At 55.8% G+C, this 25,557-nt stretch carries 20 protein-coding genes; 16 read left to right on the forward strand and 4 right to left on the reverse strand.

Annotated elements, in window-relative coordinates; translation table 11 throughout:
• Positions 1-214 precede the first annotated feature (214 nt).
• The 12 genes from LAO21_09950 to LAO21_10005 all read left to right on the forward strand — a co-directional run bounded on the left by LAO21_09950 (position 215) and on the right by LAO21_10005 (position 16,190).
• Entirely contained in the window at positions 215-1,822 is a 1,608-nt protein-coding gene (locus tag LAO21_09950) for a cytochrome c biogenesis protein ResB (protein MBZ5553032.1), read from the forward strand.
• Positions 1,823-1,825: 3 nt separating this feature from the next.
• On the forward strand, positions 1,826-3,310 hold the full coding sequence (ccsA, locus tag LAO21_09955) for a cytochrome c biogenesis protein CcsA (GenBank protein ID MBZ5553033.1): 1,485 nt from the start codon (positions 1,826-1,828) through the stop codon (positions 3,308-3,310).
• 114 nt (positions 3,311-3,424) lie between these two features.
• A complete protein-coding gene (locus tag LAO21_09960; protein MBZ5553034.1) occupies positions 3,425-3,631 on the forward strand; it encodes a hypothetical protein in 207 nt (68 codons plus the stop codon).
• A gap of 136 nt (positions 3,632-3,767) precedes the next feature.
• The gene (locus LAO21_09965) at positions 3,768-4,655 is read left to right on the forward strand and encodes a cation diffusion facilitator family transporter (protein MBZ5553035.1); all 888 of its coding nucleotides are present in this window, start codon (positions 3,768-3,770) and stop codon (positions 4,653-4,655) included.
• A gap of 97 nt (positions 4,656-4,752) precedes the next feature.
• Positions 4,753-6,777: a cytochrome b/b6 domain-containing protein gene (locus tag LAO21_09970; protein MBZ5553036.1), complete on the forward strand. Its 2,025-nt coding sequence runs from the start codon at positions 4,753-4,755 to the stop codon at positions 6,775-6,777.
• A 166-nt stretch (positions 6,778-6,943) separates the two neighbouring features.
• Positions 6,944-8,734 carry a hypothetical protein gene (locus LAO21_09975; protein MBZ5553037.1) on the forward strand — a complete coding sequence of 597 codons (1,791 nt, stop codon included), beginning with the start codon at positions 6,944-6,946 and terminating at the stop codon, positions 8,732-8,734.
• A gap of 226 nt (positions 8,735-8,960) precedes the next feature.
• Complete coding sequence (locus LAO21_09980; protein MBZ5553038.1) at positions 8,961-9,833, forward strand: hypothetical protein; 873 nt, start codon at positions 8,961-8,963, stop codon at positions 9,831-9,833.
• Positions 9,830-10,558, forward strand: coding sequence for a cytochrome b/b6 domain-containing protein (locus tag LAO21_09985; protein ID MBZ5553039.1), 729 nt, complete (start codon positions 9,830-9,832; stop codon positions 10,556-10,558). The genes LAO21_09980 and LAO21_09985 overlap by 4 nt, the downstream gene beginning before the upstream one ends.
• Positions 10,555-11,664, forward strand: a complete 1,110-nt coding sequence (locus tag LAO21_09990) for a hypothetical protein (protein MBZ5553040.1) — start codon at positions 10,555-10,557, stop codon at positions 11,662-11,664. Before LAO21_09985 ends, LAO21_09990 begins: the two co-directional genes overlap by 4 nt.
• On the forward strand, positions 11,661-12,710 hold the full coding sequence (locus LAO21_09995; protein ID MBZ5553041.1) for a cytochrome b/b6 domain-containing protein: 1,050 nt from the start codon (positions 11,661-11,663) through the stop codon (positions 12,708-12,710). The genes LAO21_09990 and LAO21_09995 overlap by 4 nt, the downstream gene beginning before the upstream one ends.
• A complete protein-coding gene (locus tag LAO21_10000; GenBank protein ID MBZ5553042.1) occupies positions 12,707-14,746 on the forward strand; it encodes a NapC/NirT family cytochrome c in 2,040 nt (679 codons plus the stop codon). The genes LAO21_09995 and LAO21_10000 overlap by 4 nt, the downstream gene beginning before the upstream one ends.
• 16 nt (positions 14,747-14,762) lie before the next feature.
• Positions 14,763-16,190, forward strand: a complete 1,428-nt coding sequence (locus LAO21_10005; GenBank protein MBZ5553043.1) for a sigma-54 dependent transcriptional regulator — start codon at positions 14,763-14,765, stop codon at positions 16,188-16,190.
• Positions 16,191-16,314: 124 nt separating this feature from the next.
• On the opposite strand, the gene LAO21_10010 is transcribed toward LAO21_10005, so the two are convergent.
• The 4 genes from LAO21_10010 to LAO21_10025 form a co-directional block, all read right to left on the reverse strand.
• Entirely contained in the window at positions 16,315-17,652 is a 1,338-nt protein-coding gene (locus tag LAO21_10010; GenBank protein ID MBZ5553044.1) for a DUF4340 domain-containing protein, read from the reverse strand.
• A gap of 286 nt (positions 17,653-17,938) precedes the next feature.
• Positions 17,939-19,492, reverse strand: a complete 1,554-nt coding sequence (locus LAO21_10015; GenBank protein ID MBZ5553045.1) for a GldG family protein — start codon at positions 19,490-19,492, stop codon at positions 17,939-17,941.
• A 3-nt stretch (positions 19,493-19,495) separates the two neighbouring features.
• Positions 19,496-20,284, reverse strand: coding sequence for an ABC transporter permease (locus LAO21_10020; protein ID MBZ5553046.1), 789 nt, complete (start codon positions 20,282-20,284; stop codon positions 19,496-19,498).
• A 77-nt stretch (positions 20,285-20,361) separates the two neighbouring features.
• A complete protein-coding gene (locus LAO21_10025; GenBank protein ID MBZ5553047.1) occupies positions 20,362-21,393 on the reverse strand; it encodes an ABC transporter ATP-binding protein in 1,032 nt (343 codons plus the stop codon).
• A gap of 552 nt (positions 21,394-21,945) precedes the next feature.
• Between LAO21_10025 and LAO21_10030 the strand changes: the two genes are divergently transcribed.
• From LAO21_10030 to hybB, 4 genes are all read left to right on the forward strand, one after another.
• A complete protein-coding gene (locus LAO21_10030) occupies positions 21,946-22,347 on the forward strand; it encodes a hypothetical protein (GenBank protein MBZ5553048.1) in 402 nt (133 codons plus the stop codon).
• Between the two features lie 84 nt (positions 22,348-22,431).
• Complete coding sequence (locus tag LAO21_10035; protein ID MBZ5553049.1) at positions 22,432-23,163, forward strand: hypothetical protein; 732 nt, start codon at positions 22,432-22,434, stop codon at positions 23,161-23,163.
• A 1-nt stretch (position 23,164) separates the two neighbouring features.
• Complete coding sequence (locus tag LAO21_10040) at positions 23,165-23,917, forward strand: 4Fe-4S dicluster domain-containing protein (protein ID MBZ5553050.1); 753 nt, start codon at positions 23,165-23,167, stop codon at positions 23,915-23,917.
• Between the two features lie 86 nt (positions 23,918-24,003).
• Entirely contained in the window at positions 24,004-25,221 is a 1,218-nt protein-coding gene (gene hybB / locus LAO21_10045; protein MBZ5553051.1) for a Ni/Fe-hydrogenase cytochrome b subunit, read from the forward strand.
• Positions 25,222-25,557: the final 336 nt, after the last annotated feature.

Genomic DNA, 25,557 nt, shown 5'->3' on the forward strand with positions numbered 1-25,557 from the left:
GTGCCCTATCCAATTGTGGAGAAAGAGGGTTAGAAAGGAAACTAGCGATGGGACCTTCTCACGCACGGTCATTTCAGATGAGGCCGCATTGGCAGGATAATTCCCTTTCTTAGCCTGAAGGAGCAAAGGGAATGCACGTTTTAGGCGTATCGTTCTTGAGCATTCGCACTACGGTAGGGTTACCTCCTCTATGAGACCAAACGAAAAGACACAGATGGCCAACAAATGTTCGCGGATTGAAGAATCAACAGATCAATCTCACCAGAAATCCAGTCCCGTAACTGAAAAAGGAGAAGAAAAGGCCGGTCCTGCAAACGGAGGATTTCTCGATGCTTCCATTCGATTCCTCAGTACCGTCCGATTGGGAATCTACCTATTGATCATTCTCGTGGGGATCTCGTTTGCTGGAACGATCATCCCTCAGAGGCCGAATACCTCGCCGGAGAACCTCCAACGCATGTTCGCCCCCGCCAACCTGGTACTTATGGACCGGATTGGAATTCTTGATATCTTTCACGCCTGGTGGTTCAAGGCGCTGCTGACGCTGCTCGGCCTTAACATCGTCTTTGCATCACTTGACCGGTTTTCTCATGCTTGGCGATACATCAGGCGCCCTGCCAAATGGCTCACGGAAACAGTGATTCGAGCCCAGCACCAGCATGCCGAAGTCCACCTCCGCACCTCCCTCGACCAATCGGAGCGCACGGTCCAAGAGCAACTGAAGAAATGCCTCGGGCACCCTCAGGTCACCGAAAGAGAGGGGCGCAAAGTCATCTTCTCACAACGACAGGTCTATTCGCGCCTGGCGGCTTATGGAATCCATCTCAGCCTTCTGGTCATTTTCGCCGGGGGATTGATCGGGCTGGAATTCGGTTACAGGGCGCGGATTTCCTTAAGCGAGGGTGAATCCGCATCAAAAGTCATACTCTTCGATACCGCCCGGAGTGTAGTGGAGGCTGCAGGGGAAGCGAGGTTCATCGAGCGGGAGATCCCCTTCACGCTGAGCCTGGACAAGGCGGAAGTCGTCTTTAACAACCCCAGAGAATCCAGCCTTCTTCACCGCGATGACATCCAGAGCCCCGGGGTCGTGAAGAATTGGTATTGCACGATGTCAATATGGGAAAACGGTGTCAAGCAAGGCACCCAGGTGGTGGCGGTCAATCAACCGCTGTCATATCGGGGATTCCGGTTCTTTCAAAGTGGCTTTGATTTCGGGAATGGACTGAAGGAATTTACTTTTCAGGTCCGTTTAAAGGGAGCGGGGGGACAACCTTCCACGACCATTTACAGGGTTCGAGGGGGAGACTCCTTCGAGATCAAAGAAGCCCATTTGATCGCCACGCCGGTTCGGTCGGGAATAATGCCGCAAGCGGATCTGCCGTTTGCCTTTCTCAGCCTCCAGGGTAAGGATGGGAAGCCGGCTCTCCAGTTTCCGGTCTTCGATGAACCCACGACCCAGAAAATGCGCCAGGGTGCGAATGACACCTCGCCGCTGCCGAAGCCTCCTGACGGAATGGAAATCTTCCTGATCGATGCCATCCCGGAATTCACGACGACCCTTCAAGTTTCGCGCGATCCCGGAGTCACGACGGTGTGGGCGGGATGCATTCTCCTGATGGTGGGATTGACGGTTGCCTTCTACTTCTCGCATCAACGGCTGTGGGCGATGTTGATCCCCGGTCAGGACGGCACGACGGTTGTTCTTGGCGGTGATTCCAGCAAGAACCGGTCTGCTTTCGCAAAAAAATTCCAGCACCTGGTCGACTCGATGGAGATGGGGGAGGAATCCTCATCCCAGAAGCGAGAATTCAAGGAGAAGTAAATCATGAGTCGTGTTCATACCGGGCCATTGACCGAGGATGGAGGGGCCGCCCCAAAGAAGATCATTTGGCCCATGCTTTCCTGCCTTCTCGGAATGGTGTTACTGGCGCTGTTTGTGATCCCGAACATTCTCAAGAGTGGTGCGGGCTTCCTGAGTCCGGGAGCTCTGCTCAGTTTGGCGATCATTTTTTACGTCGGCTCCTCGGCATTGCTGATCAGCTATCTGGTCCGGCGCGTGGAGCGCCTGGTCCAGGTGGCCAAGGGGCTGATTCTGGTGGCGTTCATCTTTCACTCGGGTGCCATTGCAGCCCACTGGATGGTTGCAAGACGTCCGCCAATCTCGAACATCTTCGAAATGCTGATCAGTTTCGCCTGGGCCCTCATCGCCCTGGATTATATTTTCCAGCGAGTCTACAAGCTCAAAATTCTCAGTTCGTTCAGCGTCCCCATTGCCACTCTGGCGGTTCTGCTGTCGACCATCCTGCCAACAGACCCGGAGCGGACGCTTCCGCCGGCGCTTCAAAGCGTCTGGCTCTACATCCATGTCACCTTTGCCATCTTCAGTTATGTGGCCTGTGCCATTGCGTTTGTGGCGTCGATTCTCTACCTCGTGAAGGACCGCGTGAAGCTGGAAACCTTCGGCATGATCACACAGGCGCTCACGGTCAGCACCATCGTGGGCATTGACTGGCTTGGAAATGCGGACACGGCCCACCGCCATTTCAACATTCTGCTGCGGGGGGAGTTCTTCCTCGGCCTTCTTTACAAGGGCCGTGACATTGCCATCCCCGAGATGGAGAAGACTTACCTGGTGGCCTCACTGCCCTTCGCCGGCAATGTTTTGCGCGTCTCCCTGCTGATAGCCTTCATTGGACTGGTTCTGTACCTGGTAAAAGCTTCCTCGAAAACGCTGATTCGGGTGACCCAGCTGGGATTTCTCGCACAGGTGGCATCGGTGGTCGCCATCCTGGCCACCACCCTCAGCAGCTCGACGCAGCAGATGATCGACAGGATTCCAGGACAAGTCCTGGGCCAGTTCGATGCTGCGGCCCTGGCAAAGGTGGCCACGGTCAGCATCAAGTCCAATCCATTCACCTTTGCGGGACTCCTCGTGGCGCTGGTGACCACGCTGTTGTTTCTTATCCTCAATTCACGTCATGAGGCCATCGTTTCTTCGCTCCCCGAAGGCAAGCTGCTCGACGAGGTCAATTACAAGGTCGTCACGATCGCGTTTCCTTTGCTCACCCTGATGATTGCCACGGGGGCCTTCTGGGCGAATCGCACGTGGGGTTCCTACTGGAACTGGGATCCCAAGGAGGTGGGGGCCCTGATCACCTGGCTGGTCTATGCGGCCTACCTGCACATGCGCATCGTTCGCGGCTGGGCCGGCCGGCGCGCCGCCTATTTCGCCATCATCGGTTTTGTGTTTGTCCTGTTCACGTTTATTGGAATCAGTTATCTGCTCCCGGGCCTCCATGCGTATGCATGAGCGCGGTACCCCAAACCGGAAATCACCCCGGGCCGGAGAGCGCATCAAGCTTCATCCTCTCGCGGGATGAGGGTAGTCCAGTTCATCACATCACAGATCAAGGAGATGTTTCTCATGAAACTCGTAAAAATGCTCATCCTCTTCTTCGCTGCCGTGACGCTTTCCTTCACCCTGCTGTATGCCAAGGCCGAATACATGAAGAAAGAGGGGAAGCCTTGCAGTTACTGCCACTTGAAAGACAACAAGACGTTGAATGACGTGGGCAAGTGTTATGCAAAGAATCACAAGCTCTCAGATTGCAAGTCCCTGGAAGCCAAGTAGGCGAAGGGCATTGATCGGACAAGCTGCCATCAGGGTCACCGGCCTGAACGCAGTTCGCAGGGGATGGATTTCTGCGCAACGTGTTCGGGCGGAAGTGTTTTTGCGGAACGCAACGGTCTCCGAAGGGTGAGACAAAATGGACGGGATCAGAGAAAAGAAAGTCGTTGCCCTGACCTCTCTTGTGGCCGCCGTTTTACTCACCCTGTTCAAAACCCTTGTGGGTGTGGCGACTGGAAGCCTCGGAATCCTGTCCGAAGCGGCACACTCCGGCCTCGATTTCACTGCGGCGCTGATGACCTACTTCGCGGTTTCGATTTCAGGCAAGCCTGCCGACGATTCCCACCACTATGGACACGGGAAATTTGAAAGCTTTTCAGCCCTCTTCGAAGTGCTCCTGCTGCTGCTCACCTGCGGCTGGATCATTTACAAGGCCGCTTATCGTCTGGCGGGACACCGTGTGGAAGTGGAAGTCAATGTCTGGAGCTTTGCCGTCATGGGCATCGCGATCGTGGTGGACATCACCCGCTCGAAGGCCTTGATGCGGGTGGCCCGACGGTATGGAAGTCAGGCCCTGGAAGCCGACGCGTTGCACTTCCAGAGTGATATATACAGCTCGCTCGTCGTCATTTTCGGACTCATTTTTACAAAGGCTGGCTTCCCGGTCGGCGATCCACTGGCGGCACTGGGTGTTTCCATCCTCGTCATGATCGCCTCCGTCAGATTGGCAATGCGGTCCAGCCAGGTATTGTTGGATCGGGCCCCCTCCGGGGTTGAGGATCATATCCGCGAGATCCTCAGTTCGCTGCCCCAGGTCGTGGAAATTCGAAAAATACGGGTGCGCGATGCAGGAACGCAAATGTTTGTTGACGTCACGATTGCGGTTAATGGCGATATGTCACTGGACGAATCACACGCCGTCGCAGATGAATCGGAACGCCAGATCGCCGCGGTGATCTCCAACGTGGATGTGACGGTCCATATCGAGCCCGCGCCTCATGCACCGGCTCTGAATGAACGACCTTGAAATGGAATGGCTGAAAGAGGCTTTCACCCGGCGGCCACTCTTCCGGGTTGATCCCCGCTCAAGAATTCCGGCTACTCTTAGCCCATTGGATCTGACCATGAATATTCGTACCTTAAGTTTACGGCGCCTGCAATCCTTCTGCTTCCTCATTCCTCTGTCTTCCCTTTTGCTGTTGCTTTTTTCTTCGGCGGCTTGGGGCGCGGTCAAGAATTCCGAATGCCTGAGCTGTCACGCGATGGAGGGGTTCCAATCTCCCGGTGGTAAGAACCTGTTTGTCAATCAGAAACTCTTTGAAAAGAGCGTCCACTCCTTCCTGAATTGCACGGATTGCCACTCCGATGTTTCAAAGACACCGCATCCATCTCAGTTGGCCAAAGTGAACTGCGGCTCCTGCCACGAGGAACAACAGAAGAAATTTGAGATGTCGATTCATGCCGGAAAAATCATCCACAACCCTGCGGACGGTGGGAACGGAAGAAAGGCTTTCACGTGCGCGGACTGCCATAGCCCTCATACAATCCTGCCCAAGACTGATCTGGCCTCCGCCACACACCACACCAACGTGCCCGCCCTGTGTGGCACCTGCCACCAGAATCTGCAGTTTGTGATCGAATCTCCCATGGCGGAAACCTCCAAGCCCTTTTTTGCCTACCGGGAAAGCATCCACGGTAAATCGGTGGCGGCGGGATCGGAAAGGGCTGCCGTCTGTTCCGACTGCCATAACGCACACGATATCTTGCCCCCCAACAACCCGAAATCCACGATATTCAAGACCAACACCCCCGAAACCTGCAGAAAGTGCCACGGGAACATTTACAACGAGTACAGCGATTCCGTGCACGGAAGAGCGGTGAAGCGGGGTGTTTTCAGCGCCCCGGTTTGTGTGGACTGCCACGGCATCCACTCCATCAAATCCCACATTGATCCGAGCTCGAACGTGGCGGCTCAGGTCATCTCGCGTTCCACCTGCGGTCAGTGCCATTCAGGAGAAAAGCTCTCCGCTGAATTTGGCGTGCCGGAGAAACGTGTTTCCTCTTATTTCGCCAGCTATCACGGGCTGGAGAGCCGGGTGGGGTCGGTTGAAACGGCCAACTGTGCAAGCTGTCACGGCGTGCATCACATCCTTCCGTCCAGCGACCCGCGGTCCACGGTGAACAAGGCCAACCTGGCGCAAACCTGCGGTCAGTGCCATCCCGGGGCCAGCGAGAATTTTGCCAAGGGTCGCATCCATCTGCTGAAAGGAGATGGGGATGCTGCAGGCGGACGGATCATCACCGCCGTCACACAGTTTTACGTGTGGCTGATCTTCCTCGTGGTGGGGGGGATGATCATTCACAATGCGATTGATTATTTCGCCCGGGCGCGCCTGCGCTTGCGGGAGGATCTGCTGCATGGAAAGGCCACCATCGAACGCATTCATTTGAGCGGCCGTATTCAACACGGGGTCATGTTGACGAGCTTCATCCTGCTGGTCATCACCGGATTTGCCCTGAAATTCCCAGACGCCCAGTGGGTGCACTCCGTTTTCCTCGGAAACGCCGCTGTCCGCGGCGTGGTCCACCGGATGGCCGCTGTGATATTCATTGGCCTCGCCCTCTTCCACCTTTACTTCATCCTTCTGACGACCCGGGGCCGGCAGGAATTGAAGGCCTGGCTTCCCCGGCTTCAGGACGTCCGCGACCTGCCCCAAATGATCAGCTACAACCTGGGACTTACAGAGGAACACCCGCGGTTCGATCGCTTCAGCTACGTGGAAAAGATGGAGTATTGGGCGCTGGTGTGGGGGACCCTCATCATGGTGGCGACCGGACTCGCCCTCTGGGCGAAAACCTTCGCTCTGAATTACATCCCCAAATGGGGTCTGGATGTCTTTGAAGTTGTTCATTACTACGAGGCCTGGCTGGCCACGCTCGCCATCATCGTCTGGCACCTCTATATGGTCCTGATGCGACCGGGCTCGTACTCGTCGAGCTGGATGTGGCTGACCGGAAAGATTACCCGCGAAGAAATGATCGAGGAACATCCCCTGGAATGGGAACGGATGGAGCGCGAAGCAAGGTCAGCCGGAAAAGCTGAAAAGGAGGAGGCACCGGAGATCCCTCAACCTGCCCGTTCGACATGACACCGGCAAGTTGCGCATCAAGAAGAACCCGGACCTTATCCCCGGCGCCTCCTTGGATGAGGCAAGTCGCCCGCTAGTCGGGCCGCCCGGGCCGCTGCACCCGCGGGGGAGCGGGAACGCCAGCACGACCTTCTGACCCAGAGCGAGGAGATTTCGAAAAGAAATTATGCAATCCCGGAAAAGACAACGACAAAGCATGCTGGTGCTGGTGATCTTTCTGCTCGCCGTCTTTCTCGTCGTGTCCTACCGGTTTTACAAGGAAACCGAAATCAAGGTGGCGGCCCAGTCGGGCGTTCAACAATGGTTGATTGCAGAAACGGCCGCGGCCGGGGTGGAAGGATATTTTGACACCATCTACAAGCGCCTGGAAAAGGAATCCACCCTCCTGTCCACCCGGCCTGCGAACCAGCCGATTGCAGAGCATTCGCTCGACGCCCTCTATCTCGACTTGTCCTACCGGATTGCGGGAGTCTACCTGCTGAACGACAAGTTCCAGATTGAAGTCTTCCGCTCCAACGATCCCCAACTACGCAATTTCGTCCCGCAGATTACGGGACCCTTGATGACCGCCCTGCTGCGGGGAGAACATGTGGTCGGTTCACCGGTCGCCACCAGCAATTACGAATACATCTTCGAGATCCTCGAACCGGTCCTCGACTCAGAAGGACACTTGAAGATGGCCCTGGGCGCCGCAGTTCCCCTCCGGAACCTGAGCTCTCTCTATCTCGACCCGTTAAACTCCACCAAAACCCACTACGCATGGATGCTGGATCAGAAAGGGATGCTTCTCTACAACCCTCGGCATCCCGAGATGCTCGGACACCAGATCCTCCAAAACCGCCAGGAGTGCTTCTCCTGCCACCTTAATTTCGATACGGAAGAACGGATGGTGCGCGGGGACACCGGGACGGCAACAATCAAATTCAAGAACAAGGACCGGGACCTGGTCGCCTTTACACCGATCCGGATGGGTAATCAGCATTGGTCGCTCGCCGTTTCGATCCCTTACACCGAGGCCACGGCACTCACGCGGGACAGTTTTCGCAATACGCTTCTCCTGGTCGCCTTCTTCTTCTCGATCATCATTGGAGGGGCACTGCTGGTCATGAACATGCATACCCGCAGCATCAAGGCCGAAGAGGAGGCACGGTTCACAAGACGCCAGGCGCAACTCGAGCGCCAGTTGCTGCAGTCAGAGCAGCTCGCGGGTATCGGCCGTATGACCTCCCAGATTGCCCACCAAATCAAGACGCCCCTCTCCGCCATCTCCCTGAATATCGAATATCTCGAAAAGGAAGTCCGGAAGCGCCTGCTTTCAAGCGGCGTCCCGGTGGGTGATGCTTCGCTGGAAGATCTCGAGAATGTCACCGCTTCGGTCACGACCGAGATTCAGCGTCTCGCTGCATTGATCGAAGATTATTTGAAATTTGCGCGCCTTCCCAAACCGGCCTTTCATCCCGGTTCATTGACGGAAATGTTGGAAAGCCTGGCAGCGTTTTTGGAGAAGGAAATGGGAGACCGTCATATCCAGTTGAAGATGGACGCCGGGCCTCCCACCAGCACAGAGACCCAGGACACTGACAAGATTCTGATGGACGAAAATCTTCTGTGGCAGGCCATAACCAACCTTATCCGCAACTCGGCCGAGGCTATGCCCTCCGGCGGTACGATCACACTGAGCGTGAGATTCACCGACAACGACGTCGAATTCAAGATTTCGGACGAAGGGACCGGAATCCCGGAAGACAAGCTGCCTCATATTTTTGATCCTTTCTTCACGACCAAGCCTGATGGAACGGGATTGGGACTCTCTTATGTCCAACGGATCATCGCCGAACATCACGCTTTCATCGCCTGTCAGAGCCGTCTGGGAGTGGGAACATCGTTCACGATCAACTTTCCCCGCTGGACGGACCAAATGCAGGAAGATGGAGTTTATGTTGATACTAAATCGTGATTTAAATCCACCGATTCGGGGAGCCCGCCGGCGTCGAATTCGGGAATGGGCCCCGAGACGATCCTGCACGAGGAGGGTTCTGCGACTTCTTCCCACAGTCCTTCTTCTTGGGACAGGTTTCTTCATGGCCTTGCCGGGTTTCTCGGCAGTTAATCCTGGATCCACCTCCGTGTCGCCGGATTGTTTGCTCTGTCATGCGAAATCAAAAAGCCCAGTCATCGAGGAGATGCTCAAGGACTCCGTCCACCAAGGGCTTGCTTGTACTGATTGTCATGCAGACATCCTGAGCGTTCCCCATGCGGAGAAACCTTCAGCCGTGGATTGTGGTTCCTGTCATGCCGCCGAATCGGCGGGATGGCACCAGAGCCCCCACGCGGTGAGACCGGGGGCGCCTACCTGCGCCGGCTGCCATGGCACGCATTCCATTCATGCGATTCGACCCGGGAATAATTCCGTCATCAAGCTGCAAATTGCCCAGCTCTGCGAGAGATGTCACGACCAGCAGTTTGCGAGCTACAAGACCAGCGTGCATGCCCGGGCTTTGGAAAGAGGAGACGGAGAGGCGGCCACCTGCACCGATTGCCACGGCGGGCATGCCATCCAAGGCCCCGAATCCGCAGGCTCACCGGTGGCTCCTGCCTCAGTTTCCAGCACCTGCGGCAGCTGCCACGGCGACAAAAAGGCCATGGCAACGTCCGGACTCCCCACGGACCGGGTCTCCACCTTCCGAAGCAGTTTTCACGCCGCGGCGCTGGGGATGGGCAACATGAAAGCAGCGACCTGCGCGTCTTGCCACGGCGCCCATGACATCCTGGCTTCCGCCGATCCCGCCTCGCGTACCCATCCGGCCAATCTGCCGAAGACATGCAGTCATTGCCACGCCGGTGTGAAACAGGGCTTTGCCGGGGTCAGAATCCATGTTGACGTCAGCCCGACGGGGGCACGAGCGGCCTGGTTTGTCCGAGTCTTTTACATTCTATTTATTAGCATCCTGGTCCTGGGTTTCATCGTTCACATCCTCGCCGAGCGCTTGGGGGCATTGAGAAACAAGAAGAGGGCGCTCCGCGATGTCTCTTCTGGAAAGGAAGGTGTTGAATGAAGGCCAGAGAGGGACTCGAGAAGGATAACCGCGGGTCATTGGGACAACCTGCCGCCACAATCAGCCGCCTCACGTTATGGCAAAGGTGGGAGCACGGCCTGATGGCTCTTTCTGTCACATTACTCATCCTTTCAGGGCTGGCCCTGGCATACCACGAGCAGGCTTGGGCCCGATTATTGATCCGGCTCATGGGAGGGCTCGAGGGCCGTCACTGGGTCCACCGAGCCTCCGCCATAGGGCTCCTGGTTGCAGGCTTGTTGCATTTCTCAGGGCTGATTCTCTCGGAGCGGCATCAACGTGATTTCCATGAGGTCAAGCCCCGGCTCAACGACTTCCGCGCCGCGTGGGGGGGGCTGAAATTTGCGTTTTCCGGAAGGGGTGAACCGCCTCCGTACGGTTGGTTTACTCCCATGCAGAAGCTCCAATACTGGGGGGTGCTAATCGGATGTTTGTTAATGGGAGTCTCGGGAGCACTTTTGTGGAACCCCGTCATCACTTTGAATTCCTTCCCAAAGTGGGTGCTGGACATCATGCTGGTCCTCCATGCCACGGAGGCGCAGTTCATCTTTGTGCTCTTCATCCTCTGGCATCTCTATGACGTTCACCTGGCCGGAGGAAATTTCCCGATGAATCCCGCCTGGCTCACAGGAAAAATGTCGGAGGAACTCTTCGTCCGTCAACACCGCGCCTCTATGGAAAATGCTCGCTCCAAGGAGGAGGCATGACCCGCTCGTTCTATAAGCCTCTTGTCCTCGAAGCCGTGTTTGTCGTTCTCGGGATGACTTGGCTTGTGACCCCCTCCCGGGTCCGCGCTCAGGAAGACATTCGATGCCTCACCTGTCATGGCAAGCCCGGTTTCGAAAAGACCCTGCCCTCGGGCAAGAGGCTCGAGTTATTTGTAGATCCCATGCGTCTGCGTCTCTCCGTTCACAAAGACCGAAAGTGCGTCGACTGCCATGCCGATGTTACCGAGGTCCCGCACCCCGAGATTCCTCAGAAAGTGAATTGTGGACGATGTCATTTCCTGGGCAACTCCGTAGGAGCCCCCCAGCTCGAAAGATACCTCGAGTACGGGACGAGCGTTCACGGGAAAGCCCTGGCCGAAGGGAATCCCAAGGCCCCTGTTTGTCAGGACTGCCATGGTGACCATTTCATTCTCCCCGGCTCCGACCCACGTTCTCAAGTAAACCACAAAAGCATTCCTCAGACTTGCGGGGGATGTCATCTGGAAATATACGCCCAGTACCAGGAATCCGTGCATGGACAGGCCCTGATGAAGGGGGCCAAAGATGCCCCTGTATGTACCAACTGTCATGGAGAGCACAACATCCTGAAACCCCAGGACAAGACCTCCACCGTCAACCCGGGAACGGTGGTGAACACATGCTCCAAATGCCATGCCAAAGTCGTCATCATGGAGAAATACGGCGTCAAGGCGGAGCAGGTGGCGACCTACCGCGAATCTTTCCACGGGATTGCCAACGAATTCGGGATGCTCAAGGCGGCCAATTGCGCCTCCTGCCACACGGCTCACCAGATTTATCCCGAGCAAGACCCCCGCTCAACGGTCAATTCAAAAAACATCCCGCTCACCTGCGGAAAATGTCACCCCGGGGCGAATGCCAACTTTGCCAAGGGACGAATCCATCTCAACCCCAAGGACAAATCGGCAGGAATCGTCTACTGGGTGGCCCTGGGCTTCAAGATCTTGACTCTCTCGACGCTCGCCGGTCTCCTGATCCACATTGCCCTCGACCTCTATCGTCGGTTCAAGAACCGGGGGCAGGCGGGTGAACAGAAGGAAGTTGAAGTCGCGGAGAAGTCGCAATGAGTGAAGAGAAGAGAGTCCCCCTTGAAGACAGCCTCTGGGCCCGTCAAGACACGGCCGAGACGGCCGCCCGTTTGTCCCGAAGCATTTCTGATTCAGTGACGAAGGAATTACCGAAAGGCCTCACGGAACCGCAGTTCAAGCGCCTGAAAAAGGAACTTCTGGCCTCCCTCGAAAAGGAAATGATCCTTGAAAGCCGGAGGGTCATCCGCCTCTTCCTGGAAGAGGAAGAGGCACAACAAAAGCATTTGGAGAAGAGGCGGAAGCGAAAGGCCCTCTTCGAAGAGTCCGTGGAGCGGATCAGTTTGAATCAGCGTGGCCAGCACATGATCTTACTCACCTGTACCCTGCTGCTGATCATCACCGGGCTGCCCATCAAGTTTCACGAGGCGCCCGCCGCTGAATTCATCATTCACCTCCTGGGCGGACCGAACATCACCCGTGTCCTGCATCGAATCGGCGCGATTGGGCTCACCATCGTTGGGCTCTATCATCTCTGGTACTGCATGGCCTTTGAAGAAGGGCGCCGGAATTTCGGGCTGTTGCTGCCGTCTCCGCGGGACCTCAAGGATTTTCTCCAACAGATGGGGTATTACCTCGGTCTCAAGAAAGACCGGCCGTTGTTTGATCGATTCTCGTACATCGAGAAATTTGACTATTGGGCGGTTTACTGGGGGATGGTGGTGATGATCACCTCGGGTTACATCCTGTGGTTCATGGAGACGGCCATCAACCAGTTCGGCAAGGTCGCCTATGACATTGCCCGGGAGGCCCATTCCGATGAAGGGTTACTGGCCACCCTCGCGATTATCATCTGGCATTTTTACAACGTCCATTTCAACCCCAAGAAATTTCCGGGAAGTCTGACGTGGTGGCATGGACGAATTCCGATTGAGGAATTCCGCGAAGAGCATCCGATCGAGTACGAGCGGTGGCTTGAAGCACAGAAACAAGAGGAGACTGAAATGGAGCAGGGATCCGAAGGGATTCCGGGTAGTCGATCGGTATCGGGCGGAAAAGAGAAGCCAGAGGGAGGAAGCTCCTCATGACCCGCCGGAACCTCCGCCTGTTCGCCTTGCTGGGCCTCACGGCAATCGTTGTCCTTTCGGGCTGGTTCTTTGTGGATGTGACCGCCCGCCGCTCTTCCTTTTGCAGCAACTGCCACTACATGCAGCCTTATGTGGATCAATGGAGAAGCTCGACGCACAAGAATGTCGCCTGTGTGCAATGTCATCCCACCACACGCCGCGCCATGTTTGGTCAATTCATCAAAAACGTGACGAGGACTTACAATCCACGGCCTCGGGCCTACGTGCCCGATGAAGCCTGCGCCTCCTCAGGCTGCCACGCCGGGATGCCCAAGAGCACAGCGGTCAAGTTCCTGACGGTCACCTTCCCCCACCAACCTCATTTGGGGGTCGACCGCCGAGGGATCAGACTGCATTGTGCCTCCTGCCACGGGGCCTCCAACGAGGCCGGCCATGTCTCGGTGGACAAACGCATCTGTTACCTCTGCCATTTCAAAGGACAGCCGGTGGAGGGAACTTTAACGTGGTGCGGGTCGTGTCACGGCGCCCCGACAGGGATGAGCCAGCATGCCGGGTTTATCTTTGACATGAAGGCATACGCCGCTTCCGGGGTGCAGTGCAGCCGATGCCATGTCGCGGTGCATGAGGGCCTGGGCGAAGTGTCTAGGGACAAGTGTTTCAGTTGCCACGTTTCACGGGTTGAAGCCATCTCGAACCCCAAAGCACTCCACGACAACCATGTCGGTGATCAACAGATCCGGTGCATGGAGTGCCATGAGCCGATCCGCCATGGGAACATCAAAATTCTTTCAGTTCTTGATGTCTCCTGCGAATCCTGCCATCCAAACCTTCATGCCGGGCCGAAGGAGACCTATCTGGGTGTCGGCGCAAGAGAGGTCCCCGCCACCCCCAGTCGGATGTTTGCGGCTCAGATCAAATGCACGGGCTGCCACACTCAAGTGATCGTCCGAGGGGGGGTGTCATTCCTCAGTCAGGGGAACAAAACCGCGAACCCAAAGGCTTGCGCTGCCTGTCATGACGCCCGGTTCATTCCCATGGTGGAACGGTGGAAATCTCAAGGTAAAGTCTTAATGACGGAAGCTCGCCGCCTTTCGAATGAAGGGAGAATCCTCGCGGCTCGGGCCCCGTCCAACCCCGACGTCCAAAAGACCTCCTCCGACCTGGATTTCAACGCGAATTTTTTGGAGCAGGGTCATCCTGTTCATAACATCGAATACGGAATCCGAATTGTTCAAACGAACTCGGAACTCCTCAAGAAGCTGACTGAAAGCGTTAAAGTGCCGTCCACGGCTGCCAGTGTACAGCCCGCTTTTGCCAGAGGTCCGTTCACCTACTGTAACGAATCGTGCCACACCTTCATTCCCAGAAAGGAACCCTATAATTTCAAGGGAGTCGATTTCCCCCACACGTATCACGTGCAGAAGGCTGCCCTCCCTTGCGATACCTGTCACAAGGAGAATCATCATAAGGAGTTGAGTCTGACGGGCCCCCCCGACTGTGCTTCGTGCCATCATGCCAGCGCCAAAGTCGACTGTGCGCGTTGTCATGCATCACAAGCGGCATTCTTCGGCGGAAAACTTCCACCTCATCTGAACGTGACGGCCAAGCCGGATGCCATGTCGGGGATCGTCGGCTGCGTCGACTGTCATGACCCCACTAAACCGGACCCACTGAAGGAGGTCTCCAAGGCTTGCGAGGCCTGTCATGAAGGAAAAGGCGCAAAGGATCTCGAAAGCTGGCGCCGGCAGTTGCAGGAGGAAGTAGGGAAAGTGCGTCTCCTCTCTGAAGAAAACAGCATGCTGTTGAACGGGTTCGAACGCCGGGGGGTCGGAGTTGCCTTATACCGAACCAGGCTGGAAGCGGCACGTGCACGCCTGGATTACCTCGAGAAGGCAAAGGGTGTCCATAACATGGTCGCGGCCAGAGCCATCCTGGAGAGAATCAAGCAGGAACTCACCGCACTGCTTTCTGAAGCCAACCGGATCGCCGCCCCAGCCCCGGCAAAGAAGAAGGAAAACCAATCCAAGAACGACTGACAAGAAGCTGAATCCTATGTTGAAGCCCAATCGTGAAACCACCATACTGATCATTGACGATGAAAAACCGATCCGCGAATCCCTCCATCGCACCCTTCGCCAGGAGGAATACCAGGTGAGGCTGGCCGAAAATGGCGACCAGGGACTGCGTTTTCTTGAAGCCGAACGGATTGATCTGGCGGTCGTCGACATGGTCCTTCCTGACTGGAACGGGGTCGATCTGCTGAAAAAGATTAAGAGCGAGTGGCCCGAAGTTGAAGTCGTCCTGGTGACGGCTTACGGCACGATTGAGACAGCCGTCGAGGCGATGAAATACGGGGCCTATGACTTTTTGACGAAACCCTTCAAACAGGCCCAGATTCTGAACGCCATCAAGAAGGCCCTGGAAAAGTTTGAACTCGAAAAAGAAAACCGTCTGCTCAAGGAACAATTAAGCGAGCAGACGATCAATCGTAAGCTGGTCGGCAGCTCCCCTGAAATGATGCGGCTGAAGAAGATGATCCAGCAGGTCGCCCCCAGTTCCGCCACCGTCTTTATTCAGGGGGAAAGCGGGACCGGCAAGGAGATCGTGGCGGAAACGATTCATTACTTGAGCGCGCGCGCTGACCGCCCGGTGGTCAAGGTGAATTGTGCCGCCCTGCCGGAGACGTTGCTGGAGGCGGAATTGTTTGGATACGAGAAAGGCGCCTTCACGGGAGCCTTTGCCCGCAAGGAAGGCCGCTTCGACCTCGCTCGGGGCGGGACGCTCTTCCTGGATGAAATCGGCGACATGCCCCTGGCCACACAAGTCAAACTCCTGCGGGTGTTGCAGGACGGCACTTACGAACGGCTCGGGGGGACGGAAACTCTCGATGCCGATGTCCGCATTATCGCTGCAACCCACCACGATCTCGAGCAAGACGTCAAGGCAAAGCGCTTTCGGGAGGATCTTTATTACCGCATCAACGTCATTGCGTTGAAGATTCCCCCGCTCCGTGAACGCACGGACGAGATCCCGATCCTGGCGAACCATTTCCTGAAAATCTACTCGACGAAGAACGGGAAAAAGGTCACCGGCTTCACGGAATCAGCCATCAACGCCCTGACCGGCTACGAGTGGCCAGGAAATGTGAGGCAGCTCGAAAACGTGGTGGAACGGGCTGTCGTTTTGACGGAAACCGAGGTGATCACTCCGGCGGTTCTTCCCCGGGAGATTTCCGGGGTCAAATCTCAAATTGAGTTGGAATCCAACCGAGCCCCGGTGTTGACCATTTCCTTTCCCATTGGGACTTCGATGGACGACATCGAAAACCGCGTCATCCATTCCATCCTCGAGTACACCCAAGGCAACAAACAACGGGCCGCCCAACTGCTCAACCTGGCAAGCAAGACCATTCACCGGCGTCTTGTCGCTGAAAACTCCACGGAGGGGGCGGAGGCAGATGCGGCCGAAGACTCTCCCTGATGCCCGCCCATCTTTTAACGTTCTCACACCGCCCTGATAAGTCAGCCACGTCCCCCTCGAGGCCGCCATTCTCGCATACCGCAAGCTCCGAAGCCGGATGAGGGGCTGTGCCCCGTCCGCACTGCTATTCAACGACGTCCTTTAGACCCGAGGTCCAGTCCTGTACTGTCTTGCTCGGCAACCGGAACACCGTGCGGGAGCTTCGAATCCACACCGAATCCTTTTCGGACTTGCTGAACCGGATCTCGGATTGATGATTGGACCGATCCACCAGGGTCACGCGCACCGCGGGTTTGAAAAACAGGCCGACCTTCTCCAGGCTCGCAGGGGGATCCAGAATCTCGTCCGCCTTCATCTCCTCCAGTGGTAACCAGAATTTCCAATCTCGCGCTTGCTTTCCAGCCAGAGTCTTCGGAAGGACTACCTTCCATTTGGAATCCTTTGTATCCTCCCTGTCAAATTCATAGACGCTGTTTTCCAACTGGATCAGGACATGTTGAAGGTCGGCCGCCTTTGTGGTGATGATCTGCTTGTCACGGAGCTTAAACACGACAGGCCGGATCTTATCGGCGACAATGGTAGTGATCTTAAAGATTGCAGAAGACCCCTCAAGCCTGGCATACACCTGGTCATCTTTTCTTGCGCCCAGCAAGAGTTTCTTTTGCTTCGCCTGGCTTCCCTCCCTTTCCGTAAGGGTCAAAGTCCCCGCCGGAGGATCCAACTCGAAACTCTTCAGAGTGGATTCAGGCTTGTCTACAAATTCAGAGGCTTCACTGCTTGAAGCATCATTGAGGTAAGAAGAAATTCCGCTCGGATCACCCCGTGCGGACACAGGTTGGATCAGGTTCCATTCCGTCCCTGACTTCCGTGCGCTGAAGTGTTCCCCGTTGGAGACAAAATCTATCTGGGTGACCTTCTCGGGATCCACCTCCATGATCCTGCGATCACGAAGTTGCATCAACGACTTGTCCAATGAGGAGAAAAGGTAGGAAGAAACGAGGACCACATCAGCCCGGGACGAGGTTCGCGCGTAGACATTGTTCTCCGAGAAATCCTTCTCGCCCAGATCCACTGAGAACGAAGTCCCCGGCCGGGTTTTGAATTCGGTGTGGATCTTTGGTGGCTGAAGACCATACTCAGAGAGGTTCTGCGCGCCGGCCACGGAGTGGGTGCTCGTGGCGGAGGAGAGGTTGCGAACAATCTCATTGACGACCGTCTGATCGGCCGGGGCTGAGACGGGCGACTCAATCACCCATCGGCTATTCTGTTGTTCAAGAATCGTTTTTTCACTGCCGCGTTGGATCAGCAGTGAAGCGACGGCCTCGTCTTTGACATCAAAGAGCTTCTCTGCCTTTTGCCTGGCCTGCTCGCGATTTGCTTCTCCCCGGAACTCATAAAAATATACAAATCCACCGAGCCCGGCGAGGATCACGACTCCAATGATCAGATTGCGCCATTTCATCAATGCAGTCCTTCCCTTTAAGATAACCTGGAAAGAGGGATTAGGTGATAGGTGATTGGGAATAGGCAACACGGGATGGTGATAGGAAGCAAGGGCAAAGCAAACCAGATGGTAGCGGGAGTGGGGTTTTCAGATTCCCCGCGCCGAACCGCGGGCAGGATCAACATTGGAAACATTCTCATCCTGCCGACTGCCACGATCCTGTGATTCCTCGCACCTCCCTGACACCTAACGCCCGTCACCTATTCCCTATCCCCTATTCCCTATCACCTAATACCTATCCCCGTCACTTCCTCCGTCGTGCCCAGACCATGGCGCCCGTCAGAAGCGCCGAGGCGGGCAGCACAATAATGATGAACCAGAACAACAACTGGCCGGTTGAAGCGGAGAGTTCCACACGGCGGTTGTCGGCATTCCTTGGCCGGATCGACACGAGGTCCTCATCCTCGGCCAGCCAGCTGACCGAATTCAGGAAAAGATCCCCATTGCGCTGAAGCCGAAAAAACTCATTCGAGGCAAATCGCGAATTCCCGATGACCTCGACTCGCGCCTCCTTGGTCCGCGTCGATTGCTCTTTCGATCCAGCGGCCGACCGGGTGGAGACGACGGCCAGGGAGAGCGGCCCTTCGAGGTCCTTGCCCTTATCGAATTTCAGAGGCCTCTCATTGAGGTTGCTTTCACCCCAACTGTTCGTCGAAGTTTTGAACAATGGGGCGGATGAGAAATCCGATTTTGTATCGGCCACGCGAACGGAGCGAGCCAGCGGGAAGATGGTCATGGTTCTTCCAAAGTCCTTCACGATGGGTTGATTCTCATACTCGGTCACAATGGGCGCCGCCGGTCCCATCCCGAGGAGCTGTCCAATCCCACTGGCGTCCACGACGGCATCATTATCGACCTGGATCTTCCATTTTTCGAACTCGCGGGTCAGCCCGGGATCGGTGTCCGGATCCACGAGCACCAGAACCTTCCCTCCCGCCTCGACATACTGATTGATCTCATCCGCTTCGGGTTGAAACAGCGAGTATTTCGGACCGGCAATGACAAGCACGGTACAATCCGGGGGAACGGATTTGGATTGGGTCAAGTTTATCGGTTTCACTTCATAACCCTGATCTTCAAGGCCTTTCTTTGCCCCCGAAAACCCGGGCCCGCCGGCTGAAGTGATTGACGCCTCCCCATGGCCTTCGGTGAAATAGATGGTGCGCTTTTTGCGGTGCGTCAACTTGACGATGGCATTCGTCAAGTCTTCCTCCGCCGGATTGGTGACCAGCTGTTTCTGGTCGGGGTTATTGCCTGACAGGACAACGATCGTCGGCAGGGAGCGCACGCTGTATTGGCGGGCTTGCGCCAGGTATTTTTCAGCGTCCAAAAACTCGTACTTGATCCGGGATGACTGCGCCTGGTATTCACGGATCAGGTCTCGAACCGGATGCGATTCGGTCTGATCGAAATAAATCAATCGCACGTCGCTGTCGAGATTCTTTAGCACCTTAATCGTCTGTTCGGAGATGCTGAAGAGCTTGTTCGTGGTGAGGTCGTACCGTTTATGATGCCGGGAGCCCAGAAAATTAATGAGGCCGAGGATGGTCAGAAAAACCGCCACGGTGGCCAGCGTATTGGCCCCGTACTGAGTGGATCGGTGTTGCCAGCCGGCCAGTAGTTCCCGGTAATGGAAAACCAGATGAAATATCAAAAGCGCCCCGCCGACACCGGACGTCGTCCACACGGTCCAGTCGAAGACGGAATGAGCGGAATAGAGAACCGCCCCCAGGGCCAGGATCAGCAGGCCGAGCCCTCCGGCCGGCTTGCTCAGACGCTTCACAAGGGGATCAGCCATGCGCTATTGCCTCCATCTCATCGATTCGAACGATCGCAGGGTTAACAGCAATGCGAATGCCGTGAAACTCAAATAGAAAATGATGTGGGTGGTGTCAATCACCCCTTTCGAAAAATCATCAAAATGATTCAGGACTGAAAGATAGCTCAGCACGTCCCCCAACTTGGAATCGCCGGAATGGGTGGCAAAGTCCAACACCCAGAGGATCAGAAACACTCCGAAGGTACTGACCGACGCAATTATCTGGTTCTCGGTCAGGGTCGAAATGAATGCCCCCAGGGCGATCAGGGAGCCTCCCAGCAGCAGGACGCCCAGGTATCCACTGAAAACAGGAGCCCAAGGGAACCGGGGCTGGCTGTAGGCCTGCATCAGCAGAAAGTAAAGCAGGGTCGGCGCGAGCATTGACATGAAAAAAGCCACGGAAGCCAGAAATTTTCCGAGCACAATTTGGACGCTCGTCAAGGGGGACGTCAGTAACAATTCGATGGTCCCCTGTTTCTTCTCCTCCGTAAACAAACCCATGGTGGTCATAGGGAGCATGAACAAGAGGATCGTGGAGAGGGTTTCAAAGAAATTCCGGGTCACCACCGACGGTACGTCAATGGGCGGCATCCCTCCACCAAATTGCTGGGATTGCATCGCCGCCATCATGGAATTCTGAACGATCAACCTGAGGATATTGTAGAAAAAGAACCCCATCACCAACAGAAAGATGGTGCTGACGACATAGGCAATCGGGGACACAAAATAGTTCGAATACTCCCGCTCTAAAATTGCCCAGATGTTCTTCATGTGCTCCTCTTCCCTCCCTTTCCGGCACCGCAATTTCCCAATGCTCTGTTACCGGGCTGTGACCCCGGTCCCGCCTGTCATGACTCCGGCGCATCCGCCTCGCCGGTCTCGGCATCTGGCGCAGGCGGAGCCTCCGAGGCCGCATCCATTTCCTGCTCGGAGGTGGTGAGTTGCAGGAAGATATCTTCCAGACTCATTGACACCGGACGCAACGACCATAACTCCGCGCCACTCTCCAGCACCGCCCGGGCCACTGCGTTTCTTACGGAGCGATCTGTCGAAACCTCCAGCGTTAATTCGTGCGCTCCACCCCCGTTCAACGGCTTCGAGGCCATCTCGAGGACTCCGGGAAGGGATAGAATACGACTTTTGACCGCATCGAGCTGCCCCTTGATCTCCACAATCAGGCGGTCCCCTCCCCGCAGCTGGAGCGTCAGATTCTCCGGGGTGTCCTCGGCAACGATCTTTCCCTTGTTAATGATGACGACCCGGTGGCAGGTCATGGAGACTTCGGGGAGAATGTGAGTGGAGAGGATGACCGTATGGGTTCCGGCCAGGCTCTTGATCAACTCGCGCACTTCAATAATCTGTTTGGGATCCAACCCCACGGTCGGTTCATCCAGGATGAGAATCCTGGGATCATGAATCAAGGCCTGCGCCAGTCCCACGCGTTGACGGTACCCCTTGGAGAGGTGCTTGATCAGCCGGTGGCGATAATCCCCGCCATCCTGCGGAGCGTCCACCAGACGGCATTTCGCGAGAATCTCTTCCACTCTGCGGGGACGGTCGGCCGCAGAGATTCCTTTTATTTTTGCCACAAAGTGAAGGTAACCTTCCACCGTCATTTCACCATAAAGGGGAGGGTTCTCGGGGAGATACCCGATGAGACGGCGCGTGTCAAGCGATTGCGTGAGAATGTCGAGTCCTTCAATTCGCGCTGTCCCGGCCGTGGGAGGAATGTAGCCCGTCAAGATCCTCATGGTCGTGGTCTTCCCTGCCGCATTGGGACCGAGAAACCCCAGGATCTCCCCGTCCTTCACATCAAAGGAAATATCGATCACAGCGTCTTTTGTGCCGTAACGTTTGGAGATATGATCCACTTCAATCACAACAGCATCCTCCCTCTCTTGTCACTCCCCCAACTGCCCCGCATGGCCTCAACTCTTGAGCGTCGAGCCAGGATAGCTTGACATCCATTTGTGGGTTGGGAAAAAGGCATTCTTAATTGGCTGCGGAAGTCTAGGCGGATCGCTTCACGGCATCGAGGCACAAAACTCCCCTGCGAAGAGTGACTGAAGAAAACCCTACTTTATCAAATCTGTGCTAGAAATCAAAAGATTCGAAGAGTGAAGCCACCGTTGCCTCAAAAGATAAGAATCCTTCGTGTTGCTGCACAGTGCCCCTTTACCCTGCTCCTCCCCCATGAATCTTCTTCTGAGAATTCACTGCGACAATTTGTCCGCCGGCCTCAAATGCCTTGCTGGGCGCCTGTCAAAATGTCCGTCGTGAATGCGGACTCTAAACATGCCACAAAGATAATACTCATTTAACTATTTTATTATTAGTAATATACAAGGAAACTGAGTCCGGCATCTGATTTTGGCTTTGAGCTTGCGCCTCTCTTGGGTGTGCAGAGGGTATTGGAGAGAAATGAGGCTCCCATGTCAGACCGAACAACAATTAGAAACTTTTGGATGGTTTTCATCGCGTGCCTGGCGCTGGTGGTCATTGTCATGGCCATTGTCAGCGCGTCCCTGCAGATCGGCACGGTAGAGGAAACCAGTCCGGGCGGTGTTCGGGCGACTATCCCCGCCCATACACCCTTGGAGCCAGCGACCAAATCGATTCCATGGCACGAGCGTGCAACGGGTTGGTTGATTTGGTTTGTGCTGACCGTCATCCTCAGCGGACGTTTTATTCTCCTGTTAGGCGTCCTGCTGTTCTACGGATTTATCATTGCCTACATTGCTCCCAACGCCTGGCAAAGAATCAAGGCCCGTTTGTGGGGGAAGGCGGCCGATGTGGCCCCTCAGAAAGCAGTGGTTCCCCGCAAGCAGAAGTAGGCCCCGGGATCGTTTTATTCCTCTGTACTGGGGATTCGTGGAAGCAACCGGATGCCCAGAGGTCAAAATAGAAAGGACAAACCCATGGTTGCAATCTTCGTAGTCCTGACCATCATCGCCTTCCTTTTAGTCGATTACGTTGTGCAGAGGGTCCAGGCACGACGAGCAAGTTCAGGCACGCCATCCCCCAAGGCCTTGGCCCCGGAGGTGAATCCGGGTGAAGCCTTTGTGCGCCTGGGGGATTCAATTGCCGTGCCCGCCGCCTTTTTCTTTCACCGCGGACATACCTGGATCAGGTTCTCCTCTCCTAACCGTGCCCGGGTCGGGCTGGACGATTTCGCCCAGAGGGTTCTGGGTCGCATTGAGGCCATCCAATTCCCCCGGATCGGGGAACTGATTCGCCAGGGCGATCCCATCTTCATGGTTCGCGTGGGTGATCGCAAGCTTTTCCTTCCTGCCCCGAGCGATGGCATTGTGACCCATATCAACACCGATTTGGCCGCGACACCCGGTGCGGTTCATGTCAGTCCGTTTGAAAGCGGTTGGGTCTGCGAAATGAAGCCTGAGAACGTCTCGCAGAACGTTTCCGAGCTGCTGTCGGGAGAGGACGCCGTGCAGTGGGAATTGCACGAGCTGAACCGCTTACAGAAATTCATCGCCGACCGGAAGGATGGAAACCCGGTCGCCACTACGGAAGAGTTCTCCTTGGGTCGTCCCTGGGCTGCGGAGTGCGCGCCGAAGGTCTTGAACGAATTCTCGAAGTCGTTTTTTACTCTCGATCTTGAACACAGCGAGCTTGTGACGGAGGTTTCTTAACATGTCAAAAGGACTCCTCATCGATATCACAAAATGCATTGGCTGCCGTTCGTGCGAGGCGGCATGCAAGGCACAGAATAAACTCCCCGAAAACAATGATTCTGATTTGACAGCCACCACCTATACCAAGGTGATGGAGCGCGGGGATCATTTTGTTCGCAAGATGTGCATGCACTGCCAGAACCCGACCTGCGTTTCGGTTTGTCCGGTGGGGGCCCTGCAAAAAACGAGCTACGGGCCGGTGGTCTACGACGAATCCAAGTGCATGGGCTGCCGCTACTGCATGGCGGCTTGCCCGTTCCAGGTTCCGCGCTACGAATGGTCGAGCGCGTTTCCCCGCGTGCGGAAATGCATCATGTGCAAGGACCGGGTCGCCCAGGGTCTGCAAACCGCTTGCGCCGAAGCTTGTCCTGTGGGGGCCACAACGTTCGGTGAGCGGGATGACCTCATCCACGAGGCCCAGGACCGGATTCGCCAGGAGCCGGGAAAGTACGTCAACCAGGTTTACGGTTTCTCGGAAGTGGGGGGAACCGGCGTTTTGTTCATCACTGACGTTCCCTTCGAAAAGCTCGGGTTCCGGACCGACTTGTTGAAGGAGCCCTATCCGATGCTGACCTGGAACGTCCTCTCAAAAATCCCCAATTTGGTGGGGGTGGGTGCGACGCTGCTCTTTGGAATTTGGTGGATTACCAGCCGCCGGGAAGAAGTGAAAAAAGAAGAGGCGGAAGCGAAGGCCCAGAACGATAAAATCTAGAGACACCCTCGGGGCCGGCGGATGAAGTGTCGGATGAGAGTTCACGCGACCGACACCATATCGCTCCTCGACGAAAGGAAACAGCTATGAATCTCAGTCGCTCGCGAATTCCAAGGATCACCTTTTGGAGGGCGGTTGTGGCCGTCTTCATGATCCTGGGGGCCTATGCGCTGTTTGTCCGGTACACCCGTGGCCTGGGAGCCGCAAGCAACATGACCGACCTCTTCCCCTGGGGGCTGTGGATCGGTTTTGACCTCCTTTGTGGAGTGGGACTGGCCGCCGGGGGCTTCACCATCTGTGCCGCTGTCTATATTTTCAATGTGGAGCGCTTCCGTCCTATCATTCGCCCCACCATCCTGACCGCCTTCCTGGGATACCTGCTGGTGATCACCGCCTTGCTCGTGGATCTCGGCAGGCCGTATCGCATCTGGCATGCCCTCGTGATGTGGAATCCGCATTCAGTCATGTTTGAGGTGGCGTGGTGCGTGATGCTCTACACGACAGTCCTGGCCCTCGAGTTTAGTCCCATCGTTTTTGAGAAATTCAAACTGGAAGGACCTTTAAAGATCATCCACAAAATCTCCATCCCGCTCGTGATCCTGGGAGTCATTCTCTCCACGTTGCATCAGTCCTCTCTGGGATCCCTCTACTTGATCATGCCCACCAAGCTTCACCCGCTGTGGTATTCACCCATCCTGCCGATCTTCTTTTTTGTGTCGGCGGTGGCGGTAGGGTTGTGCATGACCATTTTTGAGTCGTATCTCAGCAACCGCGCCTTCAAAAAGAAACTCGAAATGGATCTGCTTGCGGACCTCGGAAAGATTGCGGTCGTCGTCCTCGCCGTCCTGTTCGTCCTGAAGGTGCAGGATCTCCAATACCGTCATGTCTGGGGTTACCTGTTCCAACCCACCCAGGAGGCCATTCTGTACTGGACCGAAGTCACCATGGGGATCATCGCGCCGATGGTGCTGTTGATGTTCCGCCGGGTTCGTTATCACAACTTCGGACTGTTTGCTTCGGCCGTGTTGGTGCTCCTCGGGTTTGTCATGAACCGGCTGAATGTCTCGATTACTGGAATGACCCGTGGATCGATGACCACCTACTTTCCCAGTTTTCTGGAAATCATGGTGACGGTGATGATCGTATCGCTCGGATTCGTCATCTTCTCCCAAGCTTCCCGATTCTTCCCGATCTTCGCCGATTCAAAGGAAGAAGCAGGAAACGCTTTCGCCCCTCCTGTCCTCGAGGCGGATCGAAGCCAGTCGTTTGCGGATCGTCCCAGCTATGCCCGGTCCCGCCGCTGAACGTGGCGGAAACCCCGGGGCTGCCGAAGGACACAAGTTTGGCCAGGCTCCACACCGAGTTCCGTCACTCTTTCCTCGTTGGGTGATGGACGCTCACCTCCAATTAGCCCTCTGCATGGAGGAGAGCCTGGCCAATAAAAAATCCCCCTTCCCCATCGCTCCCTCCCCAAAAGATCAAGAATTCAGCTTTATTCGCGGTCCTTTCGGGCACTTTCCTCACCCACCTGTTTTTCGCTCAAGGCTAAGCTCATCCGGAAGTGCAACACTCCAATGCAACGGTACCATAGCAATTCAACACTTTTGGCTTTGCCTGAACCGTGTTTGTTTGTATCATTC

Source organism: Terriglobia bacterium (genome assembly GCA_020073085.1).
In the GTDB taxonomy this organism is placed as follows: domain Bacteria; phylum Acidobacteriota; class Terriglobia; order JAIQFV01; family JAIQFV01; genus JAIQFV01.

Bases quoted from the DNA above. Each gene is read 5' to 3' on its own strand.
- LAO21_10030 (MBZ5553048.1), top strand. From the start codon at position 21,946: ATGTCAGACCGAACAACAATTAGAAACTTTTGGATGGTTTTCATCGCG.
- LAO21_09960 (MBZ5553034.1), top strand. From the start codon at position 3,425: ATGAAACTCGTAAAAATGCTCATCCTCTTCTTCGCTGCCGTGACGCTT.
- LAO21_09950 (MBZ5553032.1), top strand. From the start codon at position 215: ATGGCCAACAAATGTTCGCGGATTGAAGAATCAACAGATCAATCTCAC.
- LAO21_09995 (MBZ5553041.1), top strand. From the start codon at position 11,661: ATGAGTGAAGAGAAGAGAGTCCCCCTTGAAGACAGCCTCTGGGCCCGT.
- LAO21_09990 (MBZ5553040.1), top strand. From the start codon at position 10,555: ATGACCCGCTCGTTCTATAAGCCTCTTGTCCTCGAAGCCGTGTTTGTC.
- hybB (MBZ5553051.1), top strand. From the start codon at position 24,004: ATGAATCTCAGTCGCTCGCGAATTCCAAGGATCACCTTTTGGAGGGCG.
- LAO21_09970 (MBZ5553036.1), top strand. From the start codon at position 4,753: ATGAATATTCGTACCTTAAGTTTACGGCGCCTGCAATCCTTCTGCTTC.
- LAO21_10015 (MBZ5553045.1), bottom strand. From the start codon at position 19,492: ATGGCTGATCCCCTTGTGAAGCGTCTGAGCAAGCCGGCCGGAGGGCTC.
- LAO21_10020 (MBZ5553046.1), bottom strand. From the start codon at position 20,284: ATGAAGAACATCTGGGCAATTTTAGAGCGGGAGTATTCGAACTATTTT.
- LAO21_10005 (MBZ5553043.1), top strand. From the start codon at position 14,763: ATGTTGAAGCCCAATCGTGAAACCACCATACTGATCATTGACGATGAA.
- LAO21_09965 (MBZ5553035.1), top strand. From the start codon at position 3,768: ATGGACGGGATCAGAGAAAAGAAAGTCGTTGCCCTGACCTCTCTTGTG.
- LAO21_10040 (MBZ5553050.1), top strand. From the start codon at position 23,165: ATGTCAAAAGGACTCCTCATCGATATCACAAAATGCATTGGCTGCCGT.
- LAO21_10035 (MBZ5553049.1), top strand. From the start codon at position 22,432: ATGGTTGCAATCTTCGTAGTCCTGACCATCATCGCCTTCCTTTTAGTC.
- LAO21_09980 (MBZ5553038.1), top strand. From the start codon at position 8,961: ATGCTCAAGGACTCCGTCCACCAAGGGCTTGCTTGTACTGATTGTCAT.
- LAO21_10010 (MBZ5553044.1), bottom strand. From the start codon at position 17,652: ATGAAATGGCGCAATCTGATCATTGGAGTCGTGATCCTCGCCGGGCTC.
- LAO21_09975 (MBZ5553037.1), top strand. From the start codon at position 6,944: ATGCAATCCCGGAAAAGACAACGACAAAGCATGCTGGTGCTGGTGATC.
- ccsA (MBZ5553033.1), top strand. From the start codon at position 1,826: ATGAGTCGTGTTCATACCGGGCCATTGACCGAGGATGGAGGGGCCGCC.
- LAO21_09985 (MBZ5553039.1), top strand. From the start codon at position 9,830: ATGAAGGCCAGAGAGGGACTCGAGAAGGATAACCGCGGGTCATTGGGA.
- LAO21_10000 (MBZ5553042.1), top strand. From the start codon at position 12,707: ATGACCCGCCGGAACCTCCGCCTGTTCGCCTTGCTGGGCCTCACGGCA.